Origin of the sequence: Pseudomonas sp. Ost2 (assembly GCF_018326065.1) — a bacterium.
GTDB lineage: Bacteria > Pseudomonadota > Gammaproteobacteria > Pseudomonadales > Pseudomonadaceae > Aquipseudomonas > Aquipseudomonas gingeri.
Genome location: NZ_AP021904.1, coordinates 664,639 through 680,079 on the forward strand (window position 1 = coordinate 664,639; position 15,441 = coordinate 680,079).

A 15,441-nucleotide genomic window follows, 5' to 3' on the forward strand; every position below is an offset into this window, starting at 1 on the left:
CTTAGCTGAGCGAGCACGACTCACGCCGAAAGCGCAGGACTTGCCCGGGTGGCATAAGTCTTGCGCGCACAGGTATAAGCCCAGGCTCGCAGGAGGCACGCCGTGTCGATCCATGTCGCATTGCACCATGTCACGCATTACCGCTATGAGCGCGCCGTCGAGCTCGGCCCGCAGATCGTTCGCCTGCGTCCGGCGCCCCATAGCCGCACGCGGATTCTTTCCTATGCGCTGAAGGTTGCGCCCGAGCAGCATTTCATCAATTGGCAGCAGGACCCCCAGGGCAACTACCTGGCGCGGCTGGTGTTCCCGGAAAAGACCGACGAATTGCGCATCGAGGTCGACCTGGTCGCCGAGATGGCGGTGTTCAACCCGTTCGACTTTTTCCTCGAGCCCTACGCCGAGAAGATCCCGTTTGCCTACGCGGCCGATGAAAAGCACGAGCTGATGCCCTACCTGGAGAAGCTGCCGCTGACGCCCAGGTTCAAGGCCTATCTCGACGGCATCGACCTGACGCCCAAGCCCAGCGTGGATTTCCTGGTGGCCCTCAATCAGCGCCTGAGCGAGGACATCGGCTACCTGATCCGCATGGAGCCCGGCGTACAGACGCCCGAATACACCCTGGAAGCGGCGTCCGGCTCCTGCCGCGACTCGGCCTGGCTGCTGGTGCAACTGCTGCGTCACCTGGGCCTGGCGGCACGGTTTGTCTCCGGCTACCTGATCCAGTTGACCGCCGATGTGAAGGCCCTGGACGGTCCGTCCGGGACCGAGGTCGACTTCACCGACCTGCACGCCTGGTGCGAAGTCTATCTGCCGGGTGCCGGCTGGATCGGCCTGGACGCCACCTCCGGGCTGTTTGCCGGCGAAGGGCATATCCCGTTGGCCTGCAGCCCCGATCCGTCGTCAGCGGCGCCCATCAGCGGCCTGGTGGAGCCCTGCGAGTCGCAGTTCAGCCATGAAATGTCGGTGGAGCGGATCTGGGAGGCGCCCCGCGTCACCAAGCCCTACACCGAGGAGCAATGGTTGGCGATCCAGGCCCTGGGTCGACAGATCGACACCGACCTGCTCGAAGGCGATGTGCGCCTGACCATGGGCGGCGAGCCGACCTTTGTCTCCATCGACGATCCCGATGGCTCCGAGTGGAACACCGCGGCCCTGGGGCCGGACAAGCGCCGGCTGTCCGCGCAACTGTTCCAGCGCCTGCGCAAGCGTTATGCCCCGCAAGGCCTGGTGCACTTCGGCCAGGGCAAGTGGTACCCGGGCGAGCAACTGCCGCGCTGGTCGCTGAACTGCTACTGGCGCCGCGACGGTGTGCCGATCTGGCACAACAGTGCGTTGATCGCCGATGAGCAGGAGGACTATGGCGCCGATGGCGAACTGGCCGGGCGTTTTCTCGCCAGCGTCGCCGAACGCCTGAAACTGCCGGGCCGTTTTGTCTTCCCGGCCTACGAGGACAATTTCTACTACCTCTGGCGCGAGGGGCAGTTGCCGATCAACGTCAGCGCCGAGGATCCGCGGCTGAGCGACGAACTGGAGCGCGCGCGCCTGCGCAAGGTGTTCTCCCAGAGCCTGGACAAGGTGATCGGCCAGGTCCTGCCGCTGGCGCGCACCGCCGCCAATGACCGCTGGCAGAGCGGACGCTGGTACCTGCGCGACAGCCATTGCCGGCTGGTGCCGGGCGACTCGCCGCTGGGCTACCGCCTGCCGCTGGCCTCCCAGCCCTGGGTGACGGCGGCGGAATACCCGTTCGTGCATCCGCTCGACCCGAACCAGGACCTGCCCGAGTTGCCCGGCACCGAAGCCCTCAAGGCCCACGGCGAGCCGGCACCGGTCGACGAACGCGTGCCGCAGATCGATCAGTCGGCGAACTGGCTGACCCGCACCGCCTTGTGCGCCGAAGCGCGGGAAGGCCGCCTGTACCTGTTCATGCCGCCCCTGGAGCGGATCGAGGACTATCTGGAACTGGTCGGCGCCATCGAGGCCACCGCCGGGGAACTGCATTGCCCGGTGTTGCTGGAAGGCTATGAGCCGCCCGCCGACGGTCGCCTGGCGAACTTCCGGGTGACGCCGGATCCGGGCGTGATCGAAGTCAATGTGCAGCCGTCCGCGAGCTGGGACGAACTGGTCGAACGCACCGAGTTCCTCTACGAGGAGGCGCGCCAGACCCGCCTGACCACCGAGAAATTCATGATCGACGGGCGCCACACCGGTACCGGTGGCGGCAACCACTTTGTCCTCGGCGGCGCGACCCCGGCGGATTCGCCATTCCTGCGGCGCCCCGACCTGCTGCGCAGCCTGATCAGCTACTGGCATAACCACCCGTCGCTGTCCTACCTGTTTTCCGGACTGTTCATCGGCCCGACTTCCCAGGCGCCGCGGGTGGACGAGGCGCGCAACGATTCGCTGTACGAGCTGGAAATCGCCTTCGCGCAGATACCCGCGCCGGGCGAAGAGTGCCCGCCCTGGCTGGTGGACCGATTGTTGCGCAACCTGCTGATCGATGTGACCGGCAACACCCACCGTGCCGAGTTCTGCATCGACAAGCTCTACTCGCCGGACGGCGCCACCGGGCGTCTCGGCCTGCTGGAATTGCGCGCCTTTGAAATGCCGCCCCATGCGCGCATGAGCCTGACCCAGCAACTGCTGCTGCGGGCGCTGGTGGCGCGCTTCTGGCGCGAGCCCTATGCACCGCCGAAGCTGGCGCGCTGGGGCACCGAGCTGCATGACCGCTTCCTGCTGCCGCACTTTATCGAGCAGGATTTCGCCGATGTGATCGTCGACCTCAACGCCGCCGGGTATCCCCTGCGCGCGGAATGGTTTGCCGCGCACCTGGAGTTCCGCTTTCCGAAAGTCGGCGACTACGCGGTCAATGGCATCGAGCTGGAAGTGCGCCAGGCCCTCGAACCCTGGCATGTCCTGGGCGAGGAGGGCGCGGTCGGCGGGACGGTGCGTTATGTCGATTCGTCCCTGGAGCGCCTGCAGGTCAAGCTCAACGGCTTGCCGCCGCAACGTTACCTGCTGACCTGCAACGGTATCCCGGTGCCGTTGCAGCCGACGGGGCGGGTCGGCGAGTTCGTCGCTGGCGTGCGTTATCGCGCCTGGCAACCGGCCAACTGCCTGCAACCGACCATCCCGGTGCACGCCCCGCTGGTGTTCGACCTGCTGGACACCTGGATGCAACGCTCCCTCGGCGGTTGCCAGTACCACGTCGCCCATCCGGGCGGGCGCAACTACGAGACGCTGCCGGTGAACGCCAACGAGGCGGAGAGCCGCCGCATGGCGCGCTTCTTCCGCCTTGGCCACAGCCCGGGCGTGCTGGCGATCCCGCTGTTGAAGATCAACGATGAACTGCCGATGACGTTGGACCTGCGACACACATAAGCCTGACAGGGCGCACGGAGTTTTCGCATATCCGTGCGTCACATGTCTGCGTTAACCTGACTTCCCTTGCCGTCTGCCGAGCTTTCCATGCCCGACCTGCTTGACCGCTACCCGCTGACACCGGGTACCTATCACGAACTGCTGGACGACAGTGGCGCGGTCCGTGCGCACTGGCGGCCGCTGTTCGACCAACTGCAGCGCAGTACGCCGACACAACTGGCCCAGCGCCAGGCCCTGCTGGCCCGGCAGATCCAGGAAAACGGCGTGACCTACAACGTCTATGCCGACCCCAAGGGTGCCGACCGGCCCTGGGAGCTCGACCTGCTCCCGCATATCATCCCGGCCGACGAATGGCAGCAGGTGGCCGCCGGCATCGCCCAGCGCGCGCGGCTGCTTAACGCCGTGCTGGCGGACCTGTACGGCCCGCAGACGCTGATCCGCGACGGCCTGCTGCCGGCCGAGCTGGTGTTCGGCCATAACAATTTCCTCTGGCCCTGCCAGGGGATCCGGCCGCCGGACGGCACCTTCCTGCACCTGTTCGCGGTGGACCTGGCGCGCACTCCCGATGGCCGTTGGTGGGTCACGGCAGACCGTACCCAGGCACCTTCCGGGGCCGGCTATGCCCTGGAAAACCGGACCATCGTATCGCGGGCGTTTCCCGACCTGTACCGCGACCTGCGGGTGCATCACCTGGCCGGGTTCTTCCGCACGCTGCAGGAAACCCTGGTGCGCCAGGCACCGAGCGACGCCGAAGCGCCGCTGGTGGTGCTGCTGACCCCGGGACGCTTCAACGAGAGTTACTTCGAACATCTCTACCTGGCCCGCCAGTTGGGTTATCCACTGGTGGAAGGCGGCGACCTCACCGTGCGCGACGCCACGGTCTACCTGAAGACCCTGAGCGGCCTGCAGCGGGTCCACGCGATCATGCGCCGGCTGGACGACGACTTCTGCGACCCCCTGGAACTGCGCACCGACTCGGCCCTGGGCGTGCCCGGCCTGCTGGAGGCGGTGCGCCAGGGCCGGGTGCTGGTGGCCAACGCCCTGGGCAGCGGCGTGCTGGAGTCGCCCGGACTCCTGGGTTTCCTGCCAAAGATCAACCAGCATCTGTTTGGTGAAGAGCTGCTCCTGCCGTCCATCGCCACCTGGTGGTGCGGTGAGGCCCCGGTACTGGCCCAGGCCCTGGAAAAACTCCCCGAGCTGCTGATCAAGCCGGCCTTTCCGTCCCAGAGTTTCGTGCCGGTGTTCGGCCGCGATCTCGACGATACCCAGCGCCAGGCCCTGGCCGAGCGGATGCGGGCGCGGCCCTACGCCTATGTCGCCCAGGAACTGGCGCAGTTGTCCCATGCGCCGATCTGGCAGGAACAGGACGGCAGCCTGCAACCGCGGGCCATCGGCATGCGGGTCTATGCGGTCGCCAGTGCCGACGGCTATCGGGTGTTGCCCGGCGGCCTGACCCGGGTCGCGGCGGAAGCCGATGCCGAAGTGGTGTCGATGCAGCGCGGCGGTGCGAGCAAGGACACCTGGGTCCTCAGCGAACGCATGCCGAGCGGTGAACAATGGCGCGCCCAGCGTTCCTTGGGGGTGCACGACCTGGTGCGGCGCGATCCCTACCTGCCGTCGCGGGTGGTGGAAAACCTGTTCTGGTTCGGTCGCTACTGCGAACGCTGCGACGACAGCGCGCGGCTGCTGCGGATCATGCTCGCGCGGTATGTCGATGGCGACGACCCGCGAGCCCTGCAGGCGGCGGTCGACCTGGGCGAAAGCCTGATGCTGCTGCCGGACGAAGGCGAGCTGCCGGAGCGCCTGCAGGCTGCCTTGCTCGGTGACGACTGGCATTTCAGCCTGCGGGCCAACCTGCAGCGCTTGCAGTGGGCGGCGTCCCAGGTTCGCGGCAAGCTGTCGCGGGAAAACTGGCAGGCCCTGGTGGAGCTGCAACGCGAGGCCCTGAGCCTGGAAACCGAAGCTCCGGATTTCGGTGAGCTGCTGGACTTCCTCAACCGGCTGGTGATGTCCCTGGCGGCGTTGTCCGGCTTTGCCCTGGACGACATGACCCGCGACGAAGGCTGGCGCTTCCTGATGATCGGGCGGCGCATCGAGCGCCTGCAGTTTCTCAGCAGCAGCCTGGCGGCGTTCCTGCGCGGGATCGCGGTGTTCGACCAGGCCGGCCTGGAGTGGCTGCTGGAACTGGGCAACAGCAGTATCACCTACCGTTCCCGCTACCTGGCGGTGCCGCAGTTGATCCCGGTGCTCGACCTGTTGCTGCTCGACGAGCAGAACCCCCATGCGGTGTTGTTCCAGCTGAAACTGGTGAGCCGCACCTTGCGTCGCCTGAACGATGACTTCGGGGTGCCGCGCGAGCTGGGCCTGAACCAGCTGGTGGAGCGTCTGGCGCGGTTCGACCTGGGCAACCTGGAGAGCGCGCTGTTCGGCGACACCGGCGTGCGCGAGGTGCTCGACGGTCTCGCCGGGCTGTTGCAGGAGGTCGCCGATGCCAGCGGCCAGGTCTCCGATCGCCTGGCCTTGCGGCATTTCGCCCATGTCGATGATATCAGCCAGCAGACGGTGTCCGTGTGATGAGTGCCCAGTACCAGATCTTCCACGACACCCACTATCACTACGACAGCCCGGTGTCCCTCGCCCAGCAGCTGGCGCACTTGTGGCCGCGCGCCTGCGACTGGCAGCGCTGCAGTGCGCGGACGTTGCAGATCAGCCCCGAGCCGACCACCCGCCGCGATGAGCTGGATGTCTTCGGCAACCCGCTGACCCGCCTGGCATTCGAGCGGCCCCACGATGAATTGCTGGTCAACGCCTGCCTGACGGTGGAAGTGCTGGCGCGGCCGGCACTGGACTTCAACCAGTCGCCGGCCTGGGAAGAGACGCGCGGTGCCCTGACCTACAGCAGCCAGCCGGTGACGGCCGAGTTGCTGGAGGCCTGCCGCTATCGCTTCGAGTCACCCTATGTGCACCTGAAGAAAAGCTTCGTCGAGTTCTCCGAGAGCTGCTTTGCTCCGGGACGCCCGTTGCTGGTGGGCGTACAGGCCCTGATGGAGAAGATTTTCCACGAGTTCACCTTCGATGCCGAGGCGACCCAGGTCGCCACGCCGCTGGTGGAGGTGCTGGAGCGCCGGCGCGGGGTCTGCCAGGACTTCGCCCACCTGATGCTTGCCTGCCTGCGCTCGCGCGGGTTGGCGGCGCGCTACATCAGTGGCTACCTGCTGACCCAGCCGCCGCCCGGCCAGCCCCGTCTGATCGGCGCCGATGCGTCCCATGCCTGGGTGTCGGTGTTCTGTCCGGTGCTGGGTTGGGTGGATTTCGATCCGACCAACAATGTGCAGCCGGCACTGGAACACATCACCCTGGCCTGGGGCCGGGATTTCTCCGATGTGTCGCCGTTGCGGGGGGTGATTCTGGGGGGCGGCAGCCATGACCCGGAAGTCCGGGTGACGGTGATGCCGGTGGGCGAGGCAGGGCTCTGATTGATCGTTCCCACGCTCCGCGTGGGAACGCCTCGCTGGACGCTTCGCGTCCGCTCTGTGGGTGAGGCGCAGCGTGGGAGCGGTCGCAATCGCTAAAAGCTTCGCGGGCAAGCCCGCTCCCACACAAGCCCCATCCACTCAAGCCCGCTCTCACACAGGCCCGTTTCCACACCTGCCGGCTTCTGGACTAGTTCTGCCCTGCCAGTGTCCGGTGTGATCAGGCGTCCGGCGCCTGCTCTTTTTCTTCGGTGTCTTGCGCGGTGTCGCTGTCTGCTTCAGGGGTCAGCAGGGCTTCGGCCTCGGCTTTCTTGCGTTGCAGCTTTTCCTCTTTCTTCTGTTCCTTGGCCAAGTCTCGTTGACGTTTGGCGAAGGAGTAATTGGGTTTGGCCATGGGCGATCCTCTGGGGTCGAAGGTGAGGTTGAGCGGCGCGTATTGTGCCTGTGTTCGTCACGCAGTACACGTGGCAATGGCACGGGCGGACACGGGCGCCAGCGCGCTCTGCCTCCAGAGTAAAGGCTGGCCGACCAGGCTCCAAGCTTTAACGCTCGCGGACCGGCGTTTCACAGGTGCCGCAGGCACCACAGGCGTAGGCGGCGAGCAAACTGTACAGCAGGCTGTTGAGAGGCATGGCAGACGCTCCGGTGGATGACGATGGGCTAATGTTAAGCCGCGCCGGTTCGTCTGGCTGGTTGATTGTATCCATCGAGGCGATAGCTTAGGATTGTATACAATCTCTTGATTCAGATCATGGGAACCCGGCCTGGTTTCAGGCAGTCTTCCCATTTGATCCCTTGATTTTCATACCCTGCCTTGGAGATTCACCATGTTCGCCAAAGTTGTTGCGGTATCCTTGCTGACCCTCGCCAGTGGTCAGTTGCTTGCCGCCGAGTGCAAGACCACCGTCGATTCCACCGACCAGATGTCCTTCAATACCAAGGCCATTGAAATCGACAAGAGCTGCAAGACCTTCACCGTCGAACTGACCCACAGCGGCAGCCTGCCAAAGAATGTCATGGGCCATAACTGGGTATTGAGCAAGGAAGCCGATATGCAGCCGATCGCCTCTGACGGCATGGCGGCGGGGATCGACAAGAACTACCTGAAGGACGGCGACGCCCGTGTCATCGCCCATACCAAGATCATCGGTGCCGGCGAGAAAGACTCGGTGACCTTTGATGTGTCGAAGCTGGCCGCGGGTGAGAAGTACGGCTTCTTCTGCTCGTTCCCGGGCCATATCTCGATGATGAAAGGCACCGTCACCCTCAAGTAACGGCCTTTGTCGCACCTGATCCCGCGCCACGCGGGGTCAGGACTGATCGCCCATCCTCAACTCCAGCCGAATCTTCCTCCCCTCCAGCTCCTGGCGGCTGAATACCCCGCCCAGCTGCTTGCGCTTGTAGTCATTGCCAAGCATCTGCCACTGCTCGTCGACACTGTAGCAACTCAGGGTTTTCTGCGGCTCGACGCCGGCCGGTGTGTCCTGCTCCTGCCAGTGGCAGAGACCGCGATAGTGTTTTTCCCCCGACGCCGGAAATCCCGACACGCCCGCCCGCAGATCGTCGCGCAGGGTGATGGCGCCGCTGTTGCTGATGCTGCGCTGGTGGTTGTCCTGGCCGTAGAACGCCTCGGTCTCGAAGCTCACCTCGCTCAGGGAGAGCTGGCAGTCGGGCAGTTCATAGCCGGTGGGTATGTCGAAGTCGAAGTCGCGGCGGGTGTCGCCCGCAGGGGTATCGAAGTGCAGGGTCGGATGCTGGTAGGGGCAACCCGCCTGCTGGCGATCGGGCGTATAGCGGGCACTGGCGCGCAATGCCGTCTGGCCGGGCATGGCGCCGGTCAGGGTGAAGTGTTCCTTGCTGGGACGACCGTTCGCCGTGGTGCCTGACTGACTGGTGGCGGTGGCGATCCAGCACAGTGCGCCGATCAGTCCGAACAGCGGAATGATCCACGGGCGCTGGAAGAGGGGCGTGGCTCGGATATGAGGGGCTTTGTGCGGGAACAACATCGGCGGCAGTCCTGACCAACAAGGGTTGGCGCAGACTGCCGAGGTGTTTCCGGCGTCTCAAGAGGTGCCGAATAAAACAGAAATTTCCTACGATAAACAGGCCATTGCTTCAGGCCTTCGAGGCCGTCATCTTGAAAATGCCCTGGGCGTTGCTGCTGTCGAAGTTCAGGTCGAGCCGGTCGGTTTCCGGATCGATCCGGCGCTGGATGAATTCGACGAAGGAGCCCGGCACCGAATGCTCGCGATACTGGCCCTGGGCATCGATCAGCCCGCGGCTGACCGTGCAGGCACGGTAGGCGGTCTGCATCACACGGCCGGAAGCGGAGACTTCGATGCTGTCCTTCATCGGTCGCTGGCGTTGGCGCTGCTGGGCGACCGTGGCCTCAAGATCGGCGACGCGGTCGGTGAGGTGGTTGAAGCTGTTGCCCTCGGTGGCGATCCAGGCCATTTCCGCGCTTTCGCCGAGCAGGACCCGGTAGTCCGCCTCGTGCACCGCGCCGTGTTGCCGGCCAAAGGCCTGGTACAACGCCGGCAACAGGACCAGGGCTTCGCCCAGTTGGCAATGGCGGGTCAGGCGCAGGCGCTTGAGAATGCTCAGGTGCTCGGCCTGCAGCGGGTCGCGGCTGGAAGCGACCACGCGCCCGACGGCGTCCTGGAAGGCCTCGCTGAAGCGTCCCGGGTGCAGTTCGGAGACGAAGAACTGGGCGATATCCTCCGGCAGGTCCATCTGGCGATAACCCCAGCCGGTCATGCCCAGCTTGGTCAGCGGGTAGGTGCGGACATCGGTGAAGCCCAGGGGCTCCAGCAGTCGCGAGAAGGCCAGGCGTCCGCGCGGCAACTCGCCGTTTTCGGGCCAGTCGACGGTACGGATGGCGCCATGGTCGAACACCACCTTGCGGCCGTCCCCGGCCTGTTCTTCCACATAGCGGCGGCCATCGGGCACGGCTTCCACCAGCTTGTGGAACAGGCACAGGTTCAGGGCTTCGGCCAGCCAGACCCGATGCAGGGCGTCGTCGTCGAAGGAGAAGTCATGCAGCGCCGCCGGCACGTCGACGTGTTGTTCCAGCCACTGGGCGGCGGGTTGGCCGAGCACGGAAGCGACAAGGGAGAACAGGCCTTCGAAGGAGGACATGGGGCAGGACTCTGGCGGCAAAAATGAGTCCCTATGAAAGCCCTCGGACGGCAACCGGGCAAGCGAAAAAAAATGCTGGGTTCATTCCGTTTTGTCGGGTTGTGGTGTCTGGAAGGGATTTGTTCCTCGGGCTGGCGCTTTCGCGGGCAAGCCCGGCTCCCACAGTGATCGCGTCGGAGCTGGATTCCCGGTCCGAACGCAACCTGTGGGCGAACCGCTTGCCCGCGAAGGGCATCTCGCGCTTTGATCGTTCCCACGCTCTGCGTGGGAATGCAGCCCTCGACGCTCCGCGTCGTCGCAGCAAGGCTGGATGCGGAGCGTCCGGTGAGGCGTTCCCACGCAGAGCGTGGGAACGATCGGTTCTGCGAGAACTTACGGCGCGAAAGGCATCTCGCGCTTGTGGTGGGTCTTTTCGTAGGTCCGGCAGATGATATCGAAGGCTTCCTGGCGCACCGCTTCGCCGTGCAGGAAGGCGTCGATCTCGGCATAGGTCACGCCATGGGACGCTTCGTCCGGCTTGCCCGGCGCGAGGTCTTCGAGGTCGGCGGTCGGAACCTTCTCCACCAGCGACTCGGGGGCGCCGAAGCTGCGGGCAATTGCCCGGACCTGGTTCTTCACCAGGCCGCTGAGGGGCGCCAGGTCGCAGGCGCCGTCGCCGAACTTGGTGAAGAAGCCCATCACCGCTTCCGCCGCGTGGTCGGTACCGATCACCAGGCCATTGGCGGCGCCGGCGATGGTGTATTGCGCGACCATGCGCATGCGCGCCTTGGTGTTGCCCAGAACGAAGTCCCGCGAAACCGCCGCCTTGCCTTCAAAGGCCGCGACTTCGCCGGCCAGCGACTTCACTGCCGGACCGATATTCACGGTATGGCGCTCGTCGGGGTCGATGAAGTTCACCGAGGCGGTGGCGTCGTGTTCGTCGAACTGGGTTTCATAGGGCAGGCGCACCGCGATAAAGCGGTACTGCGCGTCGCCGGTGCTTTCGCGCAGTTCACGCATGGCGCGCTGGGCCAGCAGGCCGGCGGTCAGCGAATCGACGCCACCGCTGATGCCCAGCACCAGGGTCTTGAGGCCCGAGTTGCGCAAGCAGTTCTGGATAAAGGCGACGCGCCTTGCCACCTCGGCCTCGAGGGCGGCCTGGTTGGCGAACGGCGGCTGGACCTTGAGCTGTTCAGCAATCTGGCGCTGTACGGCTTGCATGATTCACTCCTCACGTAATATTCAATCGAAAACGGATCAGTCGGTCACCTGGAACACGTGCCGCAGGTAGGCGACGAAGTTCGGGTCCTTGCACTGGGCCTTGCCCGGCTCGTCGGAAATCTTCGCCACCGGCTGACCGTTGCAGGCGGTCATTTTAAGCACGATGCTCATCGGTTCCACCCCGGGAATGTCACAGGTGAGGTTGGTGCCGATGCCGAAGCTGACATTGATCCGACCGCGCAGGGCCCGGAATATCTCCAGGGCCTTGGGCAGGCTGAGGCTGTCGGAGAACACCAGGGTCTTGCTCATCGGGTCGATGCCCAGCTGGTGATAACGGGCTATGCATTTTTCGCCCCAATGCACGGGGTCGCCGGAGTCATGGCGCAAGCCGTCGAACAGCTTGGCGAAATACAGGTCGAAATCCCGCAGGAAAGCGTCCGTGGTGATGCAGTCGGTCAGGGCGATACCCAGCAGGCCGCGGTACTCGCGGACCCAGCAATCGAGTGCGGCGATCTGGCTGTCGATCAGCCGGGGGCCGAGTTGCTGGTGGGCCATGATCCATTCGTGGGCCATGGTGCCCAGGGGCTTCATGTCGAACTCGCGGGCCAGGTGCACGTTGCTGGTGCCGACGAAGCGCCCCGGGAAGTCATGCTTGAGCACGCTGACCACTTCCTCCTGGACCCGGTAGGAGAAACGCCGGCGGGTGCCGAAGTCGGCGACCTGCAGCTCGGCGAGCTCGTCGGGGCTGGCATTGGCGTTCAGCCAGTCGAACTTGCGATACAGCTGCTCGCGGGCCTGGCTCAGCAGGGTTTCCTGATAGCGGTAGCGGTTGCGCACTTCACTGACGATCGCCAGCAAAGGCACCTCGAACAGGATCACATGCAGCCACGGGCCGCGCAGGCGGATGAACAGCTCGCCGTTTTCGATCCCTGTGTGCACATAGCGCAGGTTGAAGCGGAACAGGCCGAGGAAGCGCAGAAAGTCCGGCTTGAGGAAGCTGATGCGTTCCAGGAAGCTCAACTGGTCGGCACTCAGGCTCAACTCGGCCAGGCGCTCGATCTGGTAGCGGATTTCCGCCAGGTACGGACGCAGGTCCTCGCTGTTGCGGCAGCGGAAATCCCATTCGACTTCGACGTTGGGGTAGTTGTGCAGCACCGCCTGCATCATGGTCAGCTTGTAGAAGTCGGTGTCGAGCAGGTTCTGCACAATGCGATCGCCGAAGGCCTTATCGCTCATAACGGGTATCTCCATGCCGGTCGCGCGTCATGGCAGCGTCCTGGCAGTACTTGAATGAAGACCGCTAGTGGCGCATATCCGCGGGCGGTTTTACCAGCGATTTTTGTTGGCTGCCCCGGCCTTTTCGTCGGAGTGCCGCCCGGACCGGGCCCGCTCCCACAGTCGATCGCATACCCCCAGCAGGAGTGGGCAAGCCCATTCCTGCAGTCGATCGCATATCCCTTGCAAGAGCGGGCAAGCTCATTCCTGCAGTCGATCGCATATCCCTTGTGGGAGCGGGCTTGCCCGCGAAGCGGTCCTCAAGATTGCATGGGACTGTCGATCTGCTCCAGCATCCAGCGCACGAAATCGCGCACCTTCGGTACTTCCGCCGAATGCTCCGGATAGGCCAGGTAATAGGCGTCGTGGCTGGGCATCGCGTGCTGCCAGGGAATGACCAGCTTGCCGTCGGCCAGTTCCTCTTCCACCAGGAACCGTGGCAGCAGGGCCACGCCACAGCCGACCTGCGCCGCGCGAATGCACATGTAGAAGGTTTCGAAGCGCGGCCCGTGGTAGCTGTGTTCGGTCTGGTACCCCTGGCTTTCGAACCAGTCATGCCAGGCCTGGGGGCGCGAGGCATTCTGCAGCAGGACCAGGTCGCTCAATTGCGTCGGATCGGCGAACGGCTTGTCCGGCAGGCTGGAGGGCGCGCAGACCGGCACCAGTTCCTCGCTGAACAGCTTCACGCACTCGGTGCCCGGGCGCGAGCCCTGGCCGAAATAGAACGCCAGGTCGCTGCGGCCTTGCAGCAGATCGTCGGCTTCCTGCTCGTTGCACAGGTCCAGGTGGATATGCGGGTGACGCAGGCGCCAGCCCTTGAGCCTCGGCACCAGCCAGCGGGCGCCGAAAGTCGACGGCGTGGAGACCCGCAGGACTTCGGTTTCACCGCCGTAGGAGCGCAGGTAATGCGTCGACATTTCCACCTGGGTCAGGATTTTTCGGACTTCCACCAGGTACAGGTCGCCCGCCGGCGTCAGTTGCAGGCGCCGCCGCACCCGACGGAACAGCAGGTGCTGGAGCAATTCCTCGAGCTGCGCGACCTGTTTGCTGACGGCGCTCTGGGTCAGGTTCAGCTCTTCTGCCGCGCGGGTGAAGCTCAGGTGGCGGGTGACGGCCTCGAAACATTGCAGGGCCGTGATCGAGGGCAGGTGTCTTTTATTCAGCATGAACGGGCCTTTTCTTCTGTTTCTTGCGCTGCATGAATAAACGGAATGATATCTCGCCTAAAGGTCGTTTGTTGGCAAGTCTCAAGGCCGCTACAACTAGAGGTCTGAAACGCCGTGTTTTTCCGGCTGAAGATTTCCGATTCCCGTTTGAAGGAGTGACCCCATGGTTGCCGCATTGCTCGATCGTCTTGGCGTGAACCCGGCGCTGTACCAACAGGGCAGGCAGCCCGTGCATTCGCCCATCGACGGCAGTCGCATCGCCTCCGTGAGCTGGGAAGGCCCGGCGGAAGTGGAACAGCAGGTCAGCCGTGCCGAGCGCGCTTTCGACGCCTGGCGCAAGGTACCGGCCCCGCGTCGTGGCGAGCTGGTGCGCCAATTCGGCGAGGTGTTGCGTGAATACAAGGCCGACCTGGGCGAGCTGGTGTCCTGGGAAGCCGGCAAGATCACCCAGGAAGGCCTGGGTGAAGTGCAGGAAATGATCGATATCTGCGATTTCGCGGTCGGTCTGTCGCGCCAGCTCTACGGCTTGACCATCGCTTCCGAGCGTCCGGGCCACCACATGCGTGAGTCCTGGCACCCGCTGGGCGTGGTCGGCGTCATCAGCGCCTTCAACTTCCCGGTCGCGGTCTGGGCCTGGAACACCACGCTGGCGCTGGTCTGCGGCAACTCGGTGATCTGGAAGCCGTCGGAGAAGACCCCGCTGACCGCTCTGGCCTGTCAGGCGCTGTTCGAGCGGGTGCTGAAGAATTTCCACGATGCTCCCGAGTACCTGAGCCAGGTGATCATCGGTGGTCGCGATGCCGGTGCCGCGCTGGTCGATGACCCGCGTGTGGCGTTGATCAGTGCCACCGGCAGCACGCGGATGGGCCGCGAAGTGGCGCCGAAAGTGGCCGCGCGCTTTGCCCGCAGCATTCTCGAACTGGGCGGCAACAACGCGATGATCCTCGGCCCGAGCGCCGACCTGGACATGGCGGTACGCGCGATCCTGTTCAGCGCCGTCGGTACTGCCGGCCAGCGTTGCACCACCCTGCGGCGGTTGATCGCCCATGAATCGGTCAAGGCGGAGATCGTCACCCGTCTGAAGGCGGCCTATTCCAAGGTGCGCATCGGCCATCCGCTGGAAGGCAACCTGGTCGGTCCGCTGATCGACAAGCAAAGCTTCGAGAACATGCAGGACGCCCTGGAACAGGCCCTGAGCGAGGGTGGGCGGGTGTTCGGTGGCGAGCGCCAGTTGCAGGACAAATTCCCCAATGCCTACTACGTGTCGCCGGCCATCGTCGAAATGCCGGAGCAGAGTGAAGTGGTCTGCAGCGAGACCTTCGCGCCGATCCTGTACGTGGTCGGCTACAGCGACTTCGCCGAGGCCCTGCGGCTGAACAATGCAGTGCCCCAGGGCCTGTCGTCGTGCATCTTCACCACCGATGTGCGCGAGGCCGAGCAGTTCATGTCGGCAGTGGGCAGCGATTGCGGTATCGCCAACGTCAATATCGGCCCGAGCGGGGCGGAGATCGGCGGCGCGTTCGGCGGCGAGAAGGAAACCGGTGGCGGCCGTGAGTCCGGTTCCGATGCGTGGCGCGGGTACATGCGTCGCCAGACCAATACCGTGAACTACTCGCTGGAACTGCCTTTGGCCCAGGGCATCACCTTCGACTGAGGCCCTGCGAGCGCAGTGCTCGTCCGCACTGCCCGGATGGGTGCGGACACTGCAGGAGCCGGCATGCTGGCGATGGCGTCTTCAGGGGCGCCAGCAGTTTCGCCGGCAAGCCCGCTGCTACAGGGGGGCGTATCAAGTCCAGGAGTTTGTTGGGTTT

At 64.8% G+C, this 15,441-nt stretch carries 11 protein-coding genes; 5 read left to right on the forward strand and 6 right to left on the reverse strand.

All coding sequences use genetic code 11. The features are described from left to right. The first annotated feature begins 102 nt into the window (after nt 1–102). The 3 genes from KI243_RS02830 (at nt 103) to KI243_RS02840 (ending at nt 6,854) form a co-directional block, all read left to right on the forward strand. Nucleotides 103–3,378 (forward strand): transglutaminase family protein, encoded by a 3,276-nt coding sequence (locus KI243_RS02830; RefSeq protein WP_212810429.1) that lies wholly within the window; start codon nt 103–105, stop codon nt 3,376–3,378. 87 nt (nt 3,379–3,465) lie between these two features. Continuing rightward, a complete protein-coding gene (locus KI243_RS02835; RefSeq protein ID WP_177083340.1) occupies nt 3,466–5,952 on the forward strand; it encodes a circularly permuted type 2 ATP-grasp protein in 2,487 nt (828 codons plus the stop codon). Beyond that, a complete protein-coding gene (locus KI243_RS02840; protein WP_177118105.1) occupies nt 5,952–6,854 on the forward strand; it encodes a transglutaminase family protein in 903 nt (300 codons plus the stop codon). Before KI243_RS02835 ends, KI243_RS02840 begins: the two co-directional genes overlap by 1 nt. A gap of 217 nt (nt 6,855–7,071) precedes the next feature. Here the strand turns inward: KI243_RS02840 and KI243_RS02845 are convergent, their stop codons facing one another. Next, complete coding sequence (locus KI243_RS02845; RefSeq protein ID WP_017125049.1) at nt 7,072–7,245, reverse strand: hypothetical protein; 174 nt, start codon at nt 7,243–7,245, stop codon at nt 7,072–7,074. A 433-nt stretch (nt 7,246–7,678) separates the two neighbouring features. Between KI243_RS02845 and azu the strand changes: the two genes are divergently transcribed. Then, nucleotides 7,679–8,125, forward strand: a complete 447-nt coding sequence (gene azu / locus KI243_RS02850) for an azurin (RefSeq protein ID WP_017125047.1) — start codon at nt 7,679–7,681, stop codon at nt 8,123–8,125. Nucleotides 8,126–8,161: 36 nt separating this feature from the next. Here the strand turns inward: azu and KI243_RS02855 are convergent, their stop codons facing one another. From KI243_RS02855 to KI243_RS02875, 5 genes are all read right to left on the reverse strand, one after another. Further along, nucleotides 8,162–8,857, reverse strand: coding sequence for a hypothetical protein (locus KI243_RS02855; protein ID WP_177083337.1), 696 nt, complete (start codon nt 8,855–8,857; stop codon nt 8,162–8,164). A 109-nt stretch (nt 8,858–8,966) separates the two neighbouring features. Next, nucleotides 8,967–9,989, reverse strand: a complete 1,023-nt coding sequence (locus KI243_RS02860) for a DUF1338 domain-containing protein (protein ID WP_177083335.1) — start codon at nt 9,987–9,989, stop codon at nt 8,967–8,969. 372 nt (nt 9,990–10,361) lie between these two features. Continuing rightward, the gene (gene nadE, locus KI243_RS02865) at nt 10,362–11,189 is read right to left on the reverse strand and encodes an ammonia-dependent NAD(+) synthetase (protein ID WP_177108825.1); all 828 of its coding nucleotides are present in this window, start codon (nt 11,187–11,189) and stop codon (nt 10,362–10,364) included. 36 nt (nt 11,190–11,225) lie between these two features. Next, nucleotides 11,226–12,425 carry a nicotinate phosphoribosyltransferase gene (gene pncB, locus KI243_RS02870; RefSeq protein WP_177083325.1) on the reverse strand — a complete coding sequence of 400 codons (1,200 nt, stop codon included), beginning with the start codon at nt 12,423–12,425 and terminating at the stop codon, nt 11,226–11,228. Between the two features lie 299 nt (nt 12,426–12,724). Beyond that, nucleotides 12,725–13,630: a LysR family transcriptional regulator gene (locus tag KI243_RS02875; protein WP_212810430.1), complete on the reverse strand. Its 906-nt coding sequence runs from the start codon at nt 13,628–13,630 to the stop codon at nt 12,725–12,727. A 163-nt stretch (nt 13,631–13,793) separates the two neighbouring features. Between KI243_RS02875 and KI243_RS02880 the strand changes: the two genes are divergently transcribed. Further along, nucleotides 13,794–15,284: an aldehyde dehydrogenase family protein gene (locus KI243_RS02880; RefSeq protein WP_212810431.1), complete on the forward strand. Its 1,491-nt coding sequence runs from the start codon at nt 13,794–13,796 to the stop codon at nt 15,282–15,284. Nucleotides 15,285–15,441: the final 157 nt, after the last annotated feature.

Coding starts and splice junctions, on each gene's coding strand:
- KI243_RS02835 (WP_177083340.1), top strand. CDS start 3,466: ATGCCCGACCTGCTTGACCGCTACCCGCTGACACCGGGTACCTATCAC.
- KI243_RS02840 (WP_177118105.1), top strand. CDS start 5,952: ATGAGTGCCCAGTACCAGATCTTCCACGACACCCACTATCACTACGAC.
- KI243_RS02845 (WP_017125049.1), bottom strand. CDS start 7,245: ATGGCCAAACCCAATTACTCCTTCGCCAAACGTCAACGAGACTTGGCC.
- azu (WP_017125047.1), top strand. CDS start 7,679: ATGTTCGCCAAAGTTGTTGCGGTATCCTTGCTGACCCTCGCCAGTGGT.
- KI243_RS02855 (WP_177083337.1), bottom strand. CDS start 8,857: ATGTTGTTCCCGCACAAAGCCCCTCATATCCGAGCCACGCCCCTCTTC.
- KI243_RS02860 (WP_177083335.1), bottom strand. CDS start 9,989: ATGTCCTCCTTCGAAGGCCTGTTCTCCCTTGTCGCTTCCGTGCTCGGC.
- nadE (WP_177108825.1), bottom strand. CDS start 11,189: ATGCAAGCCGTACAGCGCCAGATTGCTGAACAGCTCAAGGTCCAGCCG.
- pncB (WP_177083325.1), bottom strand. CDS start 12,425: ATGAGCGATAAGGCCTTCGGCGATCGCATTGTGCAGAACCTGCTCGAC.
- KI243_RS02875 (WP_212810430.1), bottom strand. CDS start 13,630: ATGCTGAATAAAAGACACCTGCCCTCGATCACGGCCCTGCAATGTTTC.
- KI243_RS02880 (WP_212810431.1), top strand. CDS start 13,794: ATGGTTGCCGCATTGCTCGATCGTCTTGGCGTGAACCCGGCGCTGTAC.